Annotated in this window: 13 protein-coding genes and 1 pseudogene; 9 read left to right on the top strand and 5 right to left on the bottom strand. The window is 72.0% G+C overall.

All coding sequences use genetic code 11. From position 1 onward, the window contains the following. Positions 1-3: 3 nt before the first annotated feature. Together ABD951_RS17015 and ABD951_RS17010 are read right to left on the bottom strand one after the other, a co-directional pair. The gene (locus tag ABD951_RS17015; RefSeq protein ID WP_345347301.1) at positions 4-432 is read right to left on the bottom strand and encodes a nitroreductase family deazaflavin-dependent oxidoreductase; all 429 of its coding nucleotides are present in this window, start codon (positions 430-432) and stop codon (positions 4-6) included. 98 nt (positions 433-530) lie between these two features. Beyond that, the gene (locus ABD951_RS17010; protein WP_345347298.1) at positions 531-1,862 is read right to left on the bottom strand and encodes an acetyl-CoA C-acetyltransferase; all 1,332 of its coding nucleotides are present in this window, start codon (positions 1,860-1,862) and stop codon (positions 531-533) included. 132 nt (positions 1,863-1,994) lie between these two features. Here ABD951_RS17010 and ABD951_RS17005 point away from each other — a divergent pair, with 132 nt between their 5' ends. Next, positions 1,995-3,341 (top strand): 3-oxoacyl-ACP reductase, encoded by a 1,347-nt coding sequence (locus ABD951_RS17005; protein WP_345347295.1) that lies wholly within the window; start codon positions 1,995-1,997, stop codon positions 3,339-3,341. Then, positions 3,341-4,207: a MaoC/PaaZ C-terminal domain-containing protein gene (locus ABD951_RS17000; RefSeq protein ID WP_345347292.1), complete on the top strand. Its 867-nt coding sequence runs from the start codon at positions 3,341-3,343 to the stop codon at positions 4,205-4,207. The genes ABD951_RS17005 and ABD951_RS17000 overlap by 1 nt, the downstream gene beginning before the upstream one ends. A 163-nt stretch (positions 4,208-4,370) precedes the next feature. Here ABD951_RS17000 and ABD951_RS16995 read toward each other — a convergent pair whose 3' ends face one another. After that, complete coding sequence (locus ABD951_RS16995) at positions 4,371-4,964, bottom strand: TetR/AcrR family transcriptional regulator (RefSeq protein ID WP_345347289.1); 594 nt, start codon at positions 4,962-4,964, stop codon at positions 4,371-4,373. A 128-nt stretch (positions 4,965-5,092) separates the two neighbouring features. After that, a complete protein-coding gene (locus ABD951_RS16990) occupies positions 5,093-6,382 on the bottom strand; it encodes a glycoside hydrolase family 3 N-terminal domain-containing protein (protein ID WP_345347286.1) in 1,290 nt (429 codons plus the stop codon). Between ABD951_RS16990 and ABD951_RS16985 the strand changes: the two genes are divergently transcribed. The 4 genes from ABD951_RS16985 to ABD951_RS16970 all read left to right on the top strand — a co-directional run bounded on the left by ABD951_RS16985 (position 6,360) and on the right by ABD951_RS16970 (position 12,732). Further along, positions 6,360-6,827 (top strand): universal stress protein, encoded by a 468-nt coding sequence (locus ABD951_RS16985; RefSeq protein ID WP_345347283.1) that lies wholly within the window; start codon positions 6,360-6,362, stop codon positions 6,825-6,827. The genes ABD951_RS16990 and ABD951_RS16985 overlap by 23 nt on opposite strands. Before the next feature lie 49 nt (positions 6,828-6,876). Further along, a complete protein-coding gene (locus ABD951_RS16980; RefSeq protein WP_345347280.1) occupies positions 6,877-7,962 on the top strand; it encodes an isochorismate synthase in 1,086 nt (361 codons plus the stop codon). A 125-nt stretch (positions 7,963-8,087) separates the two neighbouring features. Further along, positions 8,088-8,258, top strand: a complete 171-nt coding sequence (locus tag ABD951_RS16975) for a DUF2613 domain-containing protein (protein WP_345347277.1) — start codon at positions 8,088-8,090, stop codon at positions 8,256-8,258. Between the two features lie 37 nt (positions 8,259-8,295). Further along, on the top strand, positions 8,296-12,732 hold the full coding sequence (locus ABD951_RS16970; RefSeq protein ID WP_345347274.1) for an alpha-(1->3)-arabinofuranosyltransferase domain-containing protein: 4,437 nt from the start codon (positions 8,296-8,298) through the stop codon (positions 12,730-12,732). Between the two features lie 23 nt (positions 12,733-12,755). Here the strand turns inward: ABD951_RS16970 and ABD951_RS16965 are convergent. After that, positions 12,756-13,814 (bottom strand): annotated as a pseudogene (locus ABD951_RS16965) (acyltransferase family protein); the annotation flags it as partial. A 226-nt stretch (positions 13,815-14,040) separates the two neighbouring features. Between ABD951_RS16965 and pgfA the strand changes: the two are divergent. The 3 genes from pgfA to ABD951_RS16950 all read left to right on the top strand — a co-directional run bounded on the left by pgfA (position 14,041) and on the right by ABD951_RS16950 (position 17,443). Further along, entirely contained in the window at positions 14,041-15,213 is a 1,173-nt protein-coding gene (gene pgfA, locus ABD951_RS16960; RefSeq protein WP_345347271.1) for a cell envelope lipid trafficking protein PgfA, read from the top strand. Between the two features lie 417 nt (positions 15,214-15,630). After that, the gene (locus ABD951_RS16955) at positions 15,631-16,548 is read left to right on the top strand and encodes a carboxymuconolactone decarboxylase family protein (protein ID WP_345347268.1); all 918 of its coding nucleotides are present in this window, start codon (positions 15,631-15,633) and stop codon (positions 16,546-16,548) included. A 142-nt stretch (positions 16,549-16,690) separates the two neighbouring features. Next, positions 16,691-17,443 (top strand): Mut7-C RNAse domain-containing protein, encoded by a 753-nt coding sequence (locus ABD951_RS16950; RefSeq protein ID WP_345347265.1) that lies wholly within the window; start codon positions 16,691-16,693, stop codon positions 17,441-17,443. Positions 17,444-17,461 lie beyond the last annotated feature (18 nt).

The following is a 17,461-nucleotide window of genomic DNA, read 5'->3' as shown; positions in this document are numbered from 1 at the left end:
TAGTCAGATCCGCCGCAGCGCCAGCACCGGAATGGTGCGTATCCCCCGCGCCCTCTCCTCGTATTCCGCGAAGCCCGGATAACGTCGGGCCTGCTCGGCGTAGATGCGGTCGCGGTCCGGACCGGTCACCTCCGTGACGGCCACCCGGTACGACTCGGTACCGCGTTCGATCTCGGCGTCGCCCGCCGCGGTCAGGTTGTGGAACCAGGCCGGGTTCTTCGGGGCGCCCGCCAAGGTGGCGAAGACGTAGATCGTGTCCGGGTCCTGTTCGTCGGGCAGATACATCACCGGATTCACCACTTCGCGGCCGGTCTTCCGACCACGGTGATGGAGCAACACCAGCGGCGCACCCTCGAAGTCCCCGCCGACCCGGCCCTCGTTGGCGCGGAACTCGGCGATGATCTTTGCGTTCCAGTCCTCGTTGTCGCTCATACGCCCATCGTGGCCCACCGGCCGCGATGCCGCAGGCGGACCGTGTGGCGACACCGAGGTGTCGCCACACGGTCCGGATCCTCGCCGCCGGGCGCCGGCTACCGCTCGATGATCGCGGTGACGCCCTGCCCGCCGGCCGCGCAGATCGAGATCAGGCCACGGCCGGATCCCTTCTCCGCCAGCATCTTCGCGAGCGAGGCGACGATACGGCCACCGGTCGCCGCGAACGGGTGCCCGGCCGCGAGCGAGGAGCCGTTGACGTTGAGCTTGCTGCGGTCGATCTTGCCGAGCGCACCGTCGAGACCGAGCCGCTCCTTGCAGTATTCGTCGGACTCCCACGCCTGCAGTGTCGCGAGCACCACCGAGGCGAACGCCTCGTGGATCTCGTAGTAGTCGAAGTCCTGCAGGGTCAGGCCGTTACGGGCCAGCAGCCGCGGCACCGCGTAGGTCGGGGCCATCAGCAGCCCGTCGGGACCGTGCACGTAGTCGACGGCCGCGGTCTCCGAGTCCACGAGGTGCGCGAGCACCGGCAGGTTCCGATGCTCGGCCCACTCGTCGGTGGACAGCAGCACCGCCGAGGCGCCGTCGGTGAGCGGGGTGGAGTTGCCCGCGGTCATCGTCGCGTCGCCGAGCTTGGTGCCGAACACCGGCTTCAGCGTGGCGAGCTTCTCCACGGTCGAGCCCGGACGCAGGTTGTCGTCGCGGGTCAGGCCGAGGAACGGGGTGACCAGGTCGTCGAAGAAGCCGCGGTCGTAGGCGGCGGCCATGTTCCGGTGGCTGGCGGCGGCCAGTTCGTCCTGATCCTCGCGGCGGACGCCGAACTCCTTCGCGGTGATCGCCGCGTGCTCACCCATCGACAGGCCGGTGCGCGGCTCCCCGTTGCGGGGGATGTCGATGCCGATCATCGAGGGACGCACATGACCGAGCAGCTTGACCCGGTCCGCCGTCGTCCTGGCACGGTTGACCGACAGCAGGAACTCGCGCAGCTCGTCGTTCACGCCGATCGGGGCGTCCGAGGTGGTGTCGGTGCCGCCGCCGATGCCGGCGTCGATGCGCCCGGCCGCGATCGCGTCACCGACCGCGACGATCGACTGCAGGCCGGTGCCGCAGGCCTGCTGCAGGTCGTACGCCGGGGTGTACGGACTCAGCACGCTGCCCAGCACCGATTCGCGGATCAGGTTGAAGTCGCGGCTGTGCTTGAGCACCGCACCGCCGACGACCATGCCGAGCCGTTCGCCCTGCAGGTTGAACCGGCTGACGAGCCCGTCCAGCGTGGCGGTGAACATGTCCTGGTTGGAGGCCTGCGCGTACGCCTTGTCCGAACGCGCGAAGGGGATGCGATTGCCGCCGACGATCGCGACGGGACGCAACCGGCGTCCGCCGGTGCTCGCGGGGGCCGGCTTCTTGGTGGTTCGCGCTCTGGTGGTCACGGTCTCTCCATAGTCGATCGGTTCCTGCGTCGATGATTCCTGCCTCGACACCAAACTTACTTCAGAGTAAGTTAGTTGTCGACACCGCATCCGGGCTCCGGGTGCACGAATCAGCGACAGAGAAGGTGGACCGTGGCAGCCAGCAAGGGCGCTCCCGACCTCTACTCCCAGTTCCTCAACTCCGCGCCGGGCGCATTCATCGCCAAGCAGGCCGGACTTCCGCAGCCCGAGAAGCTGCGTCGCTACAAGGCGGGCGAGCCTCCGCTGGCCGGCCCCGTCCTGATCGGCGGCCAGGGTCGCCTCGTCGAGCCGCTGCGCGAACTGCTCTCCGATTACCCTGCCGCCCAGCCGCACGACGATCGCTACGGCGCCCTCGTCTTCGACGCCACCGGGATCACCCAGGTCACGGACCTGGTGCAGCTGTTCGAGTTCTACCAGCCGGTGATCCGCAACCTCGCTCCGTGCGCCCGCGTCGTCGTACTCGGCACCACGCCCGAGGAGACCGCGGGGGTCGACGAGCACATCGCCCAGCGCGCGCTCGAGGGCTTCACCCGCAGTGTCGGCAAGGAGGTCAAGCGCGGTGCCACCGCTCAGCTGGTGTACGTGTCCCCGAACGCCTCGACCGGCCTGTCCGGTGTCGAGTCCACGCTGCGCTTCCTGCTCTCGGCCAAGTCCGCGTTCGTCTCCGGTCAGGTGATCCGGGTCGGCGCCGCCGACGCGACCGCCCCGACCTCCTGGGACAAGCCCCTCGAGGGCAAGGTCGCCGTCGTGACCGGCGCCGCCCGCGGTATCGGCGCGACCATCGCCGAGGTGCTCTCCCGTGACGGCGCCCACGTCGTGTGCGCGGACATCCCCGCCGCGGGCGAGGCGCTGTCGGAGACCGCGAACAAGGTCGGCGGCACGTCCCTGGCCCTCGACGTCACCGCCGAGGACGCTGCCGACAAGCTGGCCACCCACCTGCTCGAGCGACACGGCGGCGCGGACATCATCGTCCACAACGCAGGCATCACCCGGGACAAGACCCTCGCCAACATGGACGACTCCCGCTGGAACATGGTGATCGGCGTGAATCTCCTTGCTCCGCAGAAGATCACCGACCACCTCGTCGCCAAGGGTGCACTCAAGCCGGGCGGCCGGGTCATCGACGTGTCCTCCATCGCCGGCATCGCGGGCAACCGCGGGCAGACCAACTACGGCACCTCGAAGGCCGGCGTCATCGGGCTGGTGCAGGCCACCGCACCGGTGCTGGCCGAGAAGGACATCACGATCAACGCCGTCGCCCCGGGCTTCATCGAGACCGCGATGACCGCGGCCATCCCGTTCGCCACCCGCGAGGCCGGCCGCCGGATGAGCTCGCTGCTGCAGGGCGGCCAGACCGTCGACGTCGCCGAGACCGTCGCGTACTTCGCCAGCCCCGCGTCGAACGCCGTCACCGGGCAGATCGTCCGGGTCTGCGGCCAGTCGCTGCTGGGGGCGTGATGGCCGGGCGCACGATCGAACTCGCGCACCAGCCGAGCACGCTCGACGTGTACGCCCGCGCGGCGCTGGGGGTGCTGCCGGTGTTCGGGAAGTCGGGGGTGCGGCGCAGCCTGCCCACGCAGACCCTCGCACTGAAGGGGCTGCGCGTCGACACCGACAACCTCGCCGGCTACACCCGGGTGTGCGGGCTGCGCTTCGGCGACACCCTGCCGATCACCTACCCGTTCACCCTGGTGTTCCCGACCGTGATGAAGCTGATGGTCTCGTCCGAGTTCCCGTTCCCGGCAATCGGTTCCGTGCACACCGACAACGTGATCGAACAGCGGAGGCCGATCTCCGTGAGCGAGCCCCTGGACCTGGCGGTGCACGCGGAGAACATCCGACTGCACCCGAAGGGCACCCAGGTGGATCTGGTCAGCGAGATCAACGTCGGCCGGGAACTGGTGTGGCGTCAGGTGAGCACCTTCCTGAAGATGCACCCCACCGGCGCACCGAAGGAGCCCAAGCAGTCGCATCCCGACGAGGTTCCGCCGCGCCCGATGCGGACCCTGCGCGTCGACCAGAAGACCATCGGCCGGTACGCGGCGGTGTCCGGGGACCGCAACCCGATCCACGTGTCGTCGTTGGGCGCCAAGGCCTTCGGGTTCCCGCGCGCGATCGCGCACGGCATGTGGAGCGCCGCGGCGATCCTCGGCGCGGTCGAGGGCCGCATCCCGGACGCCGTCACCTACCGGGTGAAGTTCGGCAAGCCGATCGTGCTGCCCGCGACGGTGAACGTCCATGCCGACGAGGTCGGCACCGGCTGGGACCTCGCGCTGCGCAACCCGAAGAAGGGGTACCCGCACCTGACCGCGACCCTGCGGTAGTCCGCCGCCGGGGGAACGGCACATCCGCTCGATCCGATCGAATGAACGCTTCCGTCCTTCGACCGGATCGAGCGGACGCCAGGTGCATTCGCCCGTCGGCCGCGGTGTCGGCGTGGGGGGCAGCACCCGCGGGCGTGACACCGCCCCCGGTGCGGGACCGCGCCTACTTCTTCTTGCCGGCGAGACCGCGCCAGGCGAGGTTCTCGAGCAGGTCGGCGGCCTTCTCGACCTCGATCTCGCCGCCGGCGACCCGGTCCGCGACGGCCTCGCCGGCGCCGACGAGGGCGACGGCCATGATCCCGAAGTCGGTGCCCGGCTCCGGCTCCCGCGTGCTGGACTCGAGGAGCTTCGCGGTCAGTTCGATGAGCCGGTCGCGGCTGGTGCGGACCTGGCTGGCGAACGCCTGCTCGCCCATCGACTGGCGGTAGAGCACCATCCACGACGACCGGTGCCCGTCGACGAACCCGAGGAAGCCGACGAGCGCGGCCCGCAGCTGCTCGCGCGGGGTGAGGGTGGAGTCGGTGGCCGGTCCCAGGGCCTCGACGAACCGCTGCCCCTCACGGGCGATGCAGGCGGTGAACAGTTCTTCCTTGGAGCCGTAGTACAGGTACAGCATCGGCTTGGAGATCTCGGCCGCCGCGGCGATCGCGTCCATCGAGGTGTCGTGGAACCCCTTGGCGGAGAACACCTCGACCGCCGCGTCGAGCATCTGCTGCTCACGCACCGCGCGCGGGAGTCGTTTGGTTCCACCGGCCATCGTTCCTCCAGAGTCTGCGGCATCGACCGCGGTCGACCCCCAGGGTTGATCTTACTCTAGAGTAAGAATGTCGTGTGTCGGGTGTCATTCTCCTCGATCGGCGACCGCCGATCCGCACCGCCCCGCCGTCAGCAGTGCACGACCCCCTTCGCGCGGGCCACCCGCAGCACCGACGCATCCACCTTGGCCTGCGGCAACCGACCCGCCGCGACCTCGGCTTCGAGGTGGTCGAGCACCCGCGGCACCTCGTCCGTCGTCAGCCACAACGCCACGTCGGCGCCCGCCTCCAACGACGCCGCGACCGCCTGCGCGATGTCCATCCGGTCGGTGATCGCCCGCATCCCGGACAGGTCGTCGGTGAAGATCGGCCCGTCGAACGGCGGCGCACCGTATCCGGTTCCGGTCCGCAGCAGCGACATCGCGGCCGGGCTGATGCTCGCCGGCACCCCGGGCGCGGTCAGACCGGGTACGTCCAGGTGCCCGACCATCACACCGACTCCGGTGGTGACCAACGTCCGGTAGGGCACCAGATCGTGGGTCTGCAGCTGGTCGAGCGGCGGCGTCGTGACCGCGCCGGTGTGCGAGTCGCCCGATGCCGACCCGTGCCCGGGGAAGTGCTTGATCACCGGGAACACCCCGGCGTCGCGCAGGCCGCGGGCGTACTCGCCGGCGTACCGCGTCACGACCTCCGGATCCCCGGAGAACGACCGGTCCCCGATCACCGTGTTCGCGGGCTGGTCGCTGACGTCGACGACCGGCGCGAAGTTCACGGTGATCCCGAGGTCGTGCAGGCCGCGACCCCGTTCGAGCGCCATCGCGTAGGTCTGCTCGGGTGTCATCGTCTGCGCGACCGTCCGCGGCGCCGGATCCTCCCCGAGCAGGTCCGCGACCCGCGACACCCGGCCACCCTCCTCGTCGATGCTCACCGCCACCGGGACCTTCGAGACGGCCTGCACCTGCGGTATCTGCCGGTTCGCCAGCATCGACTCGTCGGTCCAGCTGCCGACGAAGATGCCCCCGACCTGCTCGTCGCGCACCACCGACATTGCGTCCGCGGTCCCCGTCACCCCGACGTTCAGCAGCTGCGCGAGCCGTTGCCGCGGAGTGAGCGACGCCAGGAAGTCGCTGCCGCAGGCCGGTGCGGCCGCGGCCGGCGCCGCCGCAGCGGGGGCCGACGGGGCCTGCGTCGACGTCGGCTCAGCGGACGAGGCGGGGGACGTGGTCGCGGCCGTCTGCGTCCCGGTGCCGCCGCATCCGGCCACCACCCCGAGGCCGAGCAGCAGGGGCAGAACGCGGGGCAGACGGTTGCGGATCACCCCGCCACCGTACCCACCCCGGATCACGGCGAACGGGTAGCCTGACAGCAGGATCGCCCCGTGCACGAGGAGGTCACGAATGCCCGCCGACCTGATGCTCATCGCCTACGACGGCAGCGAGAACGCCAAGCGCGCAGTCGAGTACGCCGGCCGATTCCTCAGCGCCGAACGCGCCGTCGTCATCACCGCGTGGGAGCCGATGGTCCGGCAGGCGGCCCGGATGTCGGGGCTGTCCGGGGTCGTGCAACCCGAATGGGTACCCGACGAGGACACCGAGGACATCGCCCTCACCGACGCCAGGACCGTCAACAGCGAGGGCACCGACCTCGCGCGCAGCGTGGGCCTGAACGCCGAGGGCCGGACCATCGAGTGCGTCACCACGATCTGGACCACGATCGTCGAGACCGCCGACGACCTCGACGCCGACATCATCGTGACCGGCACCCGCGGCACCACCGGGCTGCGGTCCCTGCTGCAGTCCTCGGTCGCCGACCACGTGCTCCGGCACAGTCACCGCCCGGTGCTGATCGTCCCGCCCGGCAAGTAGCACGCGGCCGGGCCCGGTCCACCGGCGCCGACTATCGTCGGACACCGACATGGACGGCTTCCTGCTCTCGCGCACCGACCGGACCCTGCGCACCTCCGGGAGCCGGGACCGCTACGACACCGTCGACGCCGCGGTCGACGCACTCGCGGCCGGACGCGTCCCTCTCGTCGTCGGCGCGCTGCCGTTCGACCCCGACGACCCGGCCGCGCTGACCGCGCCCGAGACCGCCGAACACACCGTCGGACCGTGGACCCCCGACTCCGTGCCGGCGCTGCCCGCGGCCCGGATCACCGAAGAGGTGCCCACCCCCGCCGACCACCTCGTTCGCGTCGCCGCGCTGGTGTCGCGGCTGCGCTCCGGCGAGCTCGGAAAGGTCGTCGCGGCCCGCTCGGTGCTGGTCGAGGCCGAGGCGCCGGTGCGGCCGTGGCCCTTGCTGGCGCGGCTCGTCGCCCGCGACCCCGGGGGTAACGGGTTCGGTGTCGACCTCTCCCCCGCGGGGGCCGATCACACCGGCCGCGCGCTGGTCGGTTCCAGCCCCGAACTGCTGCTCGAACGCACCGGACGCGAGGTCCGCTGCTTCCCGCTCGCCGGCACCGCACCGCGCCACCGCGACGCGGCGGCCGACCGCGCCGAGGGCGAGCACCTGCTGGCGTCGGCGAAGAACCTCGCCGAACACGCCTTCGTCACCGACCGCATCCGCGAGGTCCTCGACCCGCTGTGCGAGACCCTGACCGTTCCGGACCGGCCCCAGCTGATCGGCACCCCGCAGGTGTGGCACCTGGCCACCCCGGTGCACGGGCTGCTGCGCGACCCCGCGCCGACCGCACTCGAATTGGCCCGTGCGCTGCACCCGACACCGGCGGTGTGCGGCACCCCGCTGCAGGGCGCCCTCGACGCGATCCGGGCGACGGAGGAGCCACGCGGCTTCTACGGCGGTGCCGCCGGCTGGTGCGACGCCGACGGCGACGGCGTCTGGGCGGTCGCGATCCGGTGCGCCGAGATCTCCGCCGACGGGCTGCGGCTGCGGGCGTGGGCCGGTGGCGGCATCGTCGCCGGCTCCGACCCCGAGGCCGAGCTCGCCGAGACGACGGCGAAACTCGGCACCCTGCTCGGAGCGCTCGACATCGCCGGGTAGCGCCCCACCGCGCCACCTCGACGATCACCGCCACACCGCTGCTCGGGCAGCGCACCCGCCCGGACGCCCCGGGTGATACCTTGGCGCGACACGTTCGAAGTCCGGCAGCAAGTGGGAGATCCGAGATGAAGTTCCTTGTCCCCGGTGTGGCAAGTGCAGTGATCGGCGCCGTCCTCGGACTGGCCACCGTCTTCGGCGTCACCGCAGCCGCCCAGGACAACACCCGCCCGAACGTCGAGACCAGCGGCAACTCCAGCTCCTCGCTGCTCAACCAGGTGGAGTACGGCAGCCGTTAACAGCACCACCACGGACGAGCGGCGTCGCCGCTCCCCGGTGTCCACCCCCCACGACTCGATCACCGAGACGCCGAGCACCGAGCCGCTGACCCGGCGGTGGCTGGTCGGCGCCTCGGTCGTCGCCGTCGTCCTCGCGTTCCTCCAGGCCCCGGGCAGGCTGGTCGCCGACACCAAGTACGACCTCACGCAGAATCCGCTCGGGTTCCTCGGCCGCGCGTCGCACCAGTGGTCGTCGCTGGCGCCGCTCGGTCAGGTGCAGAACCAGGCCTACGGCTACTTCTTCCCGCACGGCACGTTCTTCGGCCTGGGCCACGTCCTGCACATCCCGCCGTGGATCACCCAGCGGATCTGGTGGGCGCTGCTGCTGATCGCCGGGTTCTGGGGCATCGTCCGGCTCGCGGAGGCCATCGGCGTCGGCAGCCGCAGCTCCCGGATCATCGCCGCGATCGCGTTCGCGCTCGCCCCCCGCGTCCTGACCACCCTCGGGTCGATCTCCTCCGAGACGCTGCCGATGATGCTGGCCCCGTGGGTGCTCCTGCCGGTCGTGCTCGCGCTGAGCGGGCTCCCACCCGGTCGGGGTGAGCGCCGCGCACCGGCGGCGGGGCTGCCGCTGCTGGCGGCCCGTTCGGCGGTCGCGGTCGCGCTGATGGGCGCCGTCAACGCCGTCGCGACCGGCGCGGCGTGCCTCGTCGCGGCACTCTGGTGGATCGCGCACCGGCCGAACCGGCGCTGGTGGATCTTCACCGCCTGGTGGCTGCCGCTGTGCCTGGTCGCCACCATCTGGTGGATCGTGCCGCTGCTGCTCCTCGGCCGGGTCAGCCCACCGTTCCTCGACTACATCGAGTCGTCCGGGGTGACGACCCAGTGGACCAGCCTGACCGAGGTGCTGCGCGGCACCGACAGCTGGACGCCGTTCGTGTCGCCGGAGCGTATCGCCGGCGCGGTGCTCGTCACCCAGCCCGCGGCCGTGGTCGCGACCGGGGCACTGGCCGCGGCCGGGATGGCCGGGCTCGCGATGCGGTCGATGCCGGCCAAGGGCAGGCTGACGCTGATCCTGTTCGTCGGGCTCGCCGGGCTCGGAGCCGGCTACGTCGGCGAACTCGGCTCCCCGATCGCCGACACCGTCCGCACGTTCCTCGACTCGGCCGGCGCCCCGCTGCGCAACGTGCACAAGCTCGAACCGCTGGTGCGGCTGCCGCTGGTGCTCGGGCTCGCACACCTGCTGGCGAAGGTTCCGCTGCCGGGGTCGGTGCGGCCCGCCCGCTGGCGCAGCGCGTTCGCGCACCCCGAACGGGAACCGATGGTGGCGCTGACCAGCCTGATCCTGGTCGCGCTCACCCTCGCCTCCTCGCTGGCGTGGACCGGCAGGCTCGCGCCGCGCGGCGCCTACGACGCGGTCCCCGGGTACTGGCACGAGGCCGCGGACTGGCTCGGCGACCACGCCGCGGGCAGCTCCCCGGACGGCTCGGACGCGACCCGCGCGCTCGTGGTCCCCGGCGCGCCGTTCGCCGCGCAGGTGTGGGGTCTGACCCGCGACGAGCCACTGCAGGCACTCGCCACGACCCCGTGGGCGGTGCGGGACGCGGTCCCGCTGGTCCCCCCGGGCGCGATCCGCGCCCTCGACTCGGTGCAGCGCCTGATCGCCGACGGCACCCCCTCCGACGGGCTCGCGCAGACCCTCCGCGGACAGGGCGTCGGGTACGTCGTCGTCCGCAACGACCTCGACCCCGAGACGTCCCGCTCGACCCGTCCACTGCAGGTCCACGCCACGATCGAGGGGTCCCCCGGCCTGACCCGGGTCGCGGAGTTCGGCGAGGACGTCGGACCCGGACATGTCGACGGCTTCGTCGCCGACGGCGACCTGCGACCGCGCTACCCGGCGATCGAGATCTACCGGGTCGACAGCCCGTACCCCGGCACGCAGCCCGCCGGCCCCCACATCGTCGACCTCGCCGGCGTCCCGATCGTGCAGGGCGGCCCGGAGTCGTTGCAGCGCCTGGCGACCCGCCCCGGGGACGGGGTCCCGGTGCCGACCGGGCCGGTGCTGCTCGCCGCGGATGCCGCGCGGGCCGGGCTGCCGGTCGACGCCGTCACGGTGACCGACACCCCCACCGACCGGGAAACCGACTTCGGTCAGGTCGACAACCACAGCTCCGCGCTGCGCGGGCCCGGCGACCCGCGCCGCACCTACAACCTGGTGCCGGACTATCCGGTCGACGGCGCCGCTCTCGTCACCGGCGAGTGGCAGGGCGCCCGGATCACGGTGTCGAGTTCGGCGGCGGACGCCACCCAGCTCGGCGGCACCGCGCCCGGCAGCGGACCGGCCGCGGTGGTCGACGGAGACCCGGCCACCGGATGGTTCAGCAACGGACTGGAAAGCGCCCTGGGGCAATGGCTTCGGATCGACCTCGACAAGCCCGTCGACAGCGGGCTGCTGCACCTGCGGACCAGCGCGGCCGCTCTCGGGGTCCCGGTCAAGCAGCTCGAGGTGTCGACCGCGAACGGGAGCACCGCCGTCCGCGTCTCCAAACCCGGTGAGCCACTGACCGTTTCGCTTCCTCCGGGGCGCACCGACTGGGTGAAGGTCACCGCCACCCACACCGAGGACGGGTCGACCGGAACCCAGTTCGGGATCAGCGAGGTGTCGGTCGAGGACTACACCGACCGGGACCATCCGGTGACCGTGCCGATCCGGCACCACACGGTGCTACCCCCAACGCCGCGCGGCGCGACCGTCACCGGCTGGGACCTCGGGCAGGAGCTGCCCGGTCACACCTCCTGCGTCGAAGCTCCGGACCGGGTGCGCTGCCATCCCGGACTCGGCCTGCAACCGGAGGAGCCGGGAACCTTCGAACGCACCCTGTCGGTGCCGCGGGACACCGCGGTGACCCCGCGGCTGGTGCTGCGGTCCCGGCAGGGTCCCGAACTCGAGCGTCTCGTGGCGGACCCGGACCGGCCGCGCGCCGACGGCGACGCCGCGATCGCGGACGTCCGCGGGTCCGCGGCCGCGGCCGTCGACGGCGACCCGCGCACCAGCTGGACCGCGTCGCCGGACAGCATCGAAGGCACCGGCGCGAAACCGACTCTCACCGTGACACTGCCGGAACCGGTCCGGGTCACCGGACTCGAACTGACACCGAGCCGCGGTGCGCTGCCGGCGCGGGCGACCCGCGTCGCCGTCGACCTCGGCGCCGGCCCCCAGGTGCGGGAGCTGACCGACGGCGACCGGATCTCGCTGTCCCCCACCGTGACCGACCGCATCGTCGTCAGCGTCGTCGACTGGGACGACGTCCTCGACCAGACCGCGCTCGGCTTCGCGCAACCCCAGCCGCCCGGATTCGCCGAGATCGGCGTCCTCACCACCGACGCCGACGGCGCCACGGTGACGGTTCCCGGCACCGGCGCCCAGGACCCGCCGCCGGGCGATCGCACCGTCACCGTCGGGTGCGCCGACGGCCCCGTCGTCTCGTTCGCCGGATCCGTGGTGCACACGTCCGTCACCGCGACCGTCGGCCAGTTGCGGTCCGGCGCGCCGGTTTCCGCGACCGTCTGCTCCGTCGACGGCCCGGACGGCACCCGATCCGCGACCGGGTCGTCCGCACCCGCCGTGCCGCTGCCTGCCGGATCGCCGTCCGTGGTGGTCGCGCCCGGTCCCGCCTTCTCGGTCGACGGCCTGCGTCTCGACGCGACCCCGGCGGCGCCCGCCGCCCAGCAGGCCGCCCCGGTCGCCACCACCGCGTGGGCCCCGAACCATCGGGAACTGACGGTTCCGGCCGCCGACGCGGAGTCGACTGCCGGCACCGCCGGCGCCCGCCTCCTGGTGAACCCGGAGTCGCAGAACGTCGGCTGGGTCGCCACCGCCCCGGACGGCACCGAACTGACACCCGTCGTCGTCGACGGCTGGCAGCAGGGCTGGGTGGTGCCCGCCGGCACCGTCGGCACCGTCACCCTCGACTTCCCCACCGACCGCTGGTACCGGCTCGGCATCGGCGCCGGGCTGCTGGCACTGCTCCCGTTGTTCGCGTTCGCACTGTGGCCGCGCCGGCGGGGGCCGGGTCGCGACCCGGGCCCCGTGCCGCGCACCTGGCGCAGCACCACCGTCGGCACCGTCGGGGTGCTGGCCACCGCGACCGTCGTCGCCGGGTGGCCGGGCGCCGTGGTCGCGGCCGCCTGCGCGGCGGCGGTCGTGGCGGTCGGACGGCTCCGGGGGCCCGTGGCCGCGGCCCGGACGCTGGTCGGTGCGGCCGGGATCGGCACCGCGCTCGGGGCCGCGCTGCTGTCGACCGGGCCGTGGCGGTTCCCCGACGGCTACGTCGGGCACGCCTGGCTCGTTCAGCTGGCGGCGCTGGTGGGGGTCGTCGCGGTCGGCTGGTCCGCGGTGCCGCTGTCGCGGTCCGCGGTGTCGGCGCTGCTGCGACGCCGGGCCTCCCAGCGGGCGAGCGCCCGGCGCGCCGGCTCCTCGACGAGCGCGTAGCTCGCCGACGCCACGGCCAGGCTCAGCACGACGGTGACGACGAGCACGAACACGAACTGGCCGTGGAACGGGAGGATCCCGAACACGGGGAAGACGATCGAGAGCACGAGCAGGTGCCAGATGAACACCCCGTACGACCAGCGGCCCACCGCCAGTGCGACCGGTCCGGCGAGCAGTCGGTGCTCGGCGCGGTCACCGAGCACCAGCGGCGCGAGCAACACGAACGCCAGGACCGCGCCGAGCGCGATCTTCACCGCGTACTGCCACGGCGCGGCCCGCACCAGCCCGGCCGGACCGGCGAGGTCGGTGCACGAGAGCGCGAACGCGACCAGCGCGATCGCCGCCATCACCCGGCGCCGGCCGACGAACCGGTGGACCGGGCCGTCCGGGAGCATCACCAGCTCCGCGATCAGCATCCCCGCCCCGAACCACGGCAGGTACCCGGGCAGCCAGTTGTCGGAGTGGATGCCGTCCGGGGTCGGAACGGATACGAATGCCCATCCCAGACTCAGCACGACCGCCCCGAGCAGGGTCGGGATCCGCCATCGGGCCGCGGGGCCGCGGAGCCGGACGAGCGCGAACGCCAGCAGCGGCAGCACCAGGTAGAACGCGACCTCCACGGACAGGCTCCACATCTGGGTGAGCCCGTCGGTCAGGGTCAGCGGGACGAACACCTGCACCAGCGCCAGGTTCGACGCCCACACCCGCCAACCGGTCCCCGCGCTCGGAAGGAAGGTCAGGACCACGATCACGACCACCCAGTACGCGGGCAGGATGCGGACGGCGCGGTGCAGGAAGTACCGGCCGGTCGCGGGGCGGTCGCCGTAGCCGCGGGCGGCCGCGGCGTGCGGACGCCACAGCAGAAATCCCGACAGCGCGAAGAACACGGCCACGGCCAGGTCGAATCGGCCCCACACCCGCCCGAGGACCGGGGTCGCGGTGGCGGCGGTCTGGAACGCGGCGTGGGTGAGCAGGACGCCGAGCGCGGCCAGTCCCCGCATCCCCTCGAGGGCGGGGACGAATCCCCGCGCCGCCCGGTGCGGGACGACGGCGGGCGCGGCGGCGGTTCGGATGGCATTCATTTCGGGTCCAGTCTGCCCGGTGAGCGGTCGGCCCGGGCGCGCCGGCCTCTTTCTTACGGCGCCCGAAATATGGCGTGCCAGCGCAATCGGACACCGGACACTGTTACTGTCTGGGCTCGTCGGGTGTCACGACCGGGGCACCCTGTGTTCGGGGGCGGCGCCAGTCGCACCCCTCGGGGCGGCTCATCGTCAAGACGGGCTCATCAGTGGACGAAGGAGATTCAGTATGGCGGAACGCTCAGGGCCGAGCAGGATCATCGCCTGCATCCTCGTGGGGCTCGGCGCATTCCTACTGGCAGCCGCACTGCTGATCCCGACGTACACCGTCAGCAAGCTGAAGAAGACCCCGCTCGATCTCGAGGTCACCACGATCGCCGAGGGCAAGGGCGAGGTGCTCGACGCGAAGTCCCTGACCGCAGGCAAGGCCGTCGTCAACACCGACGTCCCGCTCGTCGCGCAGCGCTACGTGACCGTCGTCGACCCGTCCGACGCCGACCGCATCACGGTGCAGGCCGGCCAGACGCTGCGCCGCACCGACAAGCAGGGCGACACCGGCCTGCTGACCGCGACCGTGGACCGCGTCACCGCCGACCGCGTCACCTCGATGCCGATCCAGGACCCGGTCGGCACCATCCAGACCGAGGCGAACAAGCCCGCCGAGGAGGTCGAGCACACCGGCCTGCAGTACAAGTGGCCGTTCGACGCCGAGCAGAAGTCCTACCCGTACTTCGACATCAACGCCCGTGCGAGCAAGGACATCGACTTCGTCGAGGAGACGGAGATCAACGGGATGAAGGTCTACCACTACAACCAGAAGGTCGGCCCCGTCGACCTGTCGAAGGTCGTGGCCTCCCCGACGAACAAGCTGTCGCTGCCTGCCGAGACCTGGGGTGTCGAGGGCGGCACCGCGCCGATCACGATGACCCGCTGGTACACCAACGAGCGTGACGTCTGGGTCGACCCGATCACCGGCGTGGTCGTCAAGGGCCAGGAGAAGCTGTACCAGTACTACGCCCGCAGCGGCGACAAGCCCGAGGTCACCGTCCTGAAGGCGACCCTGCCGTTCAACGAGGACACGATCGAGTACCAGATCGGCCAGGCCAAGGACGGCCAGGACAAGCTCGCGATGTTCGGCCGCACCGTCCCGATCATCGCCGGCATCCTCGGTGTGATCTCGCTGATCGCCGGCATCTTCCTCGGCACCCGCGGTGGCCGCGGCCCGAAGCCGGCCGTCGAAGGCGGTGCGCCGGTCGCGCCCGCCCCGGCCGCCGGTCCGCACCCGGGCGAATACAGCGAACCCGACACCGAGATGATCCCGCGGCACGATTACACGACCGATCAGACGGTCGAGATCCCGCAGGTGAAGCCGGATCAGGATCCGCCGACCACCCGGCTCTAGAGTCCTCCGCGCAGGGCCCGCCCCCGACTTCTCGGGCGCGGGCCCTGCGTGTGTCCGGGACGCGGTCGCCGGGGCGGACGGGCTTCGCGGGCGGTCCAGCGCCACGCCGGGGACCGGAACGTGGACGAGGCATCGCCGAGCTCCCGGGCCGTGCGGACCAGCTCGTGGATCAACCGGTCCCGCTCGGGCTTGCTCACATCCGGCCTCAGCGGACCGACCTGGAGCTCGTAGACGGCGTGGTTGCGACCGTCGAACACGGGCGCACCCAGGTAGCTGATCGAGAGCGCCTTCGCCGCGTCGAGCTCGCCGGCGGTATAGGGTGCTCCACTACGCTCTCACCGCCAAACAACAGTCCCTGCATGACCAATACTTGTCACTCTGTCGAGCAGTTGTTGGTACCGAGAGGGGAGATCCACCGTGAACACAGGATTCGACGGGACGGGTGCGAGTGCGCTGCGACGCCACGCGCCGGACGTGGCCGACGCGATCGACGCACTCGTCGCACTGAACCCACCGACCACGGGCGAACCGCTCGCGGCGCTGGCCCGGGCGACGTGCGCGACGGCCCTGTCCCTGCCCCCGCTGCCGGTCCCGGACACCGGCGAGTTCGACGCCGCGACGCTGTCGGACGGCGGGCGGGCGGCGCTCGAGTTCGCCGAGCAGATGAGCGTGGACGTCAGCGCGATCGACGACCCGATGCGGTCGGTGCTGTTCGCGGCGCTCGCTGATCGCTCGGCGGCGTTCGTCACGTCGGTCTACGTTGCCGATTGGACACCCCGCCTGCGTAGGGTTCTCGATCAGCTCTTCGGCGCCGGCGAGGACGGCTGGAGCGCTCCCGCGCACTGGAACGAGTCCCCGACCGACACGTGGCCCCTGGTCGATGCGTTCATCACCCGTGTCGCGGGGCTGGGTGAACTGGACCCGGTCACGAGCGAGGTGGTGCGGCTGCGGGCGGCGCGGCAACACAACTGCCGCATCTGCAAGTCGCTGCGCAACCGCTCGGCACTCGCCGCGGGCGCGGACGAGTCGACGTTCGACGAGATCGACGACCACGCGAGCAGTGCCGCGCTGTCCGATCGACACAAGGCGGCGCTCGCACTCGTCGACGCGATGGTGTGGCAGCCCGGTTTCATCGACGACGAGGTGATCGACGCGATACGCGTGCACTTCTCCCCCGCCCAGGCCGTCGAGCTCGTCGTCACGATGATGCGCAACGCCACCAACAAGATCGCGGTCGCGACCGGCGCCGACGCGGCCAACGTGTCGGACGGGGTGGAGATCTACGAGATCAATCGGGACGGCAGCATGGCGTTCGGCCTGACCGACCCGCGGTGAGGGCGGACCGTGCGCACCGCGCTGTCGACGTCGCGACCTGATCGTCGGCGGCCGACCCCGCCGCCGTTCGCGGGCACCGGGTTCCGCGGCGACCAGGAGATCGGCCGATTCGTCCGGGCGTAGGTTGGGGACGAGGGGCAGCATGTCTCGCACCGGCCGGCACAGCGAGTTCCGCTTCTACGAGGAGCTGAACGACTTCCTCGCGCCCACGCTGCGCCGACGGTCCTTCCGGCACGACTTCGCGGGCACCCCGTCGGTGAAGGACCGCATCGAGGCACTCGGGGTGCCGCACACCGAGGTCGATCTGGTACTCGTCGACGGCGTCTCGGTCGGCTTCGACCACCTGCTGCGCGGCGGCGAGCGGGTCGCGGTGTACCCGGTGTTCGAGCGCTTCGACCTGACCGGCCTGACCCGACTGCGTCCCCGGCCGCTCCGGGAGCCTCGGTTCGTCGCCGACGTGCATCTCGGGCGGCTGGCGTCCTACCTGCGACTGCTCGGCTTCGACTGCCGGTACCGCAACGACGTCGACGACACCGAACTGGTCGCGGTGTCGGTGGCCGAGTCCCGGACGGTGCTGACCCGCGACATCGGGCTGCTGCGTCGCGCCGCGGTGACCCGCGGGGCGTTCGTGCACGCCACCGACCCGCGCCGTCAGCTACGGGAGGTGCTGGACCGGTTCGACCTGCACGGGCAGATCCGGTCGCTGACCCGCTGCGCCCGGTGCAACGGCGTCCTCGACGAGGTGCCGCGGGAACACGTCGCGGACCGGGTGCCCGAGGACGTCGCCCCCGGGCAGCGGGTGTGCCGCTGCCGCGACTGCGGGCAGGTGTACTGGCCCGGCGGGCACGTCACCCGGCTGCGTCGGCGGCTCGCGGAGGTCGGGGTGCGGCTGTGAGGGCCCGCCCGGTTCCCT

The organism is Rhodococcus olei (assembly GCF_039540555.1).
Lineage (GTDB): Bacteria > Actinomycetota > Actinomycetes > Mycobacteriales > Mycobacteriaceae > Rhodococcus_G > Rhodococcus_G olei.
This window is presented reverse-complemented; position numbering and strand designations above follow the sequence as displayed.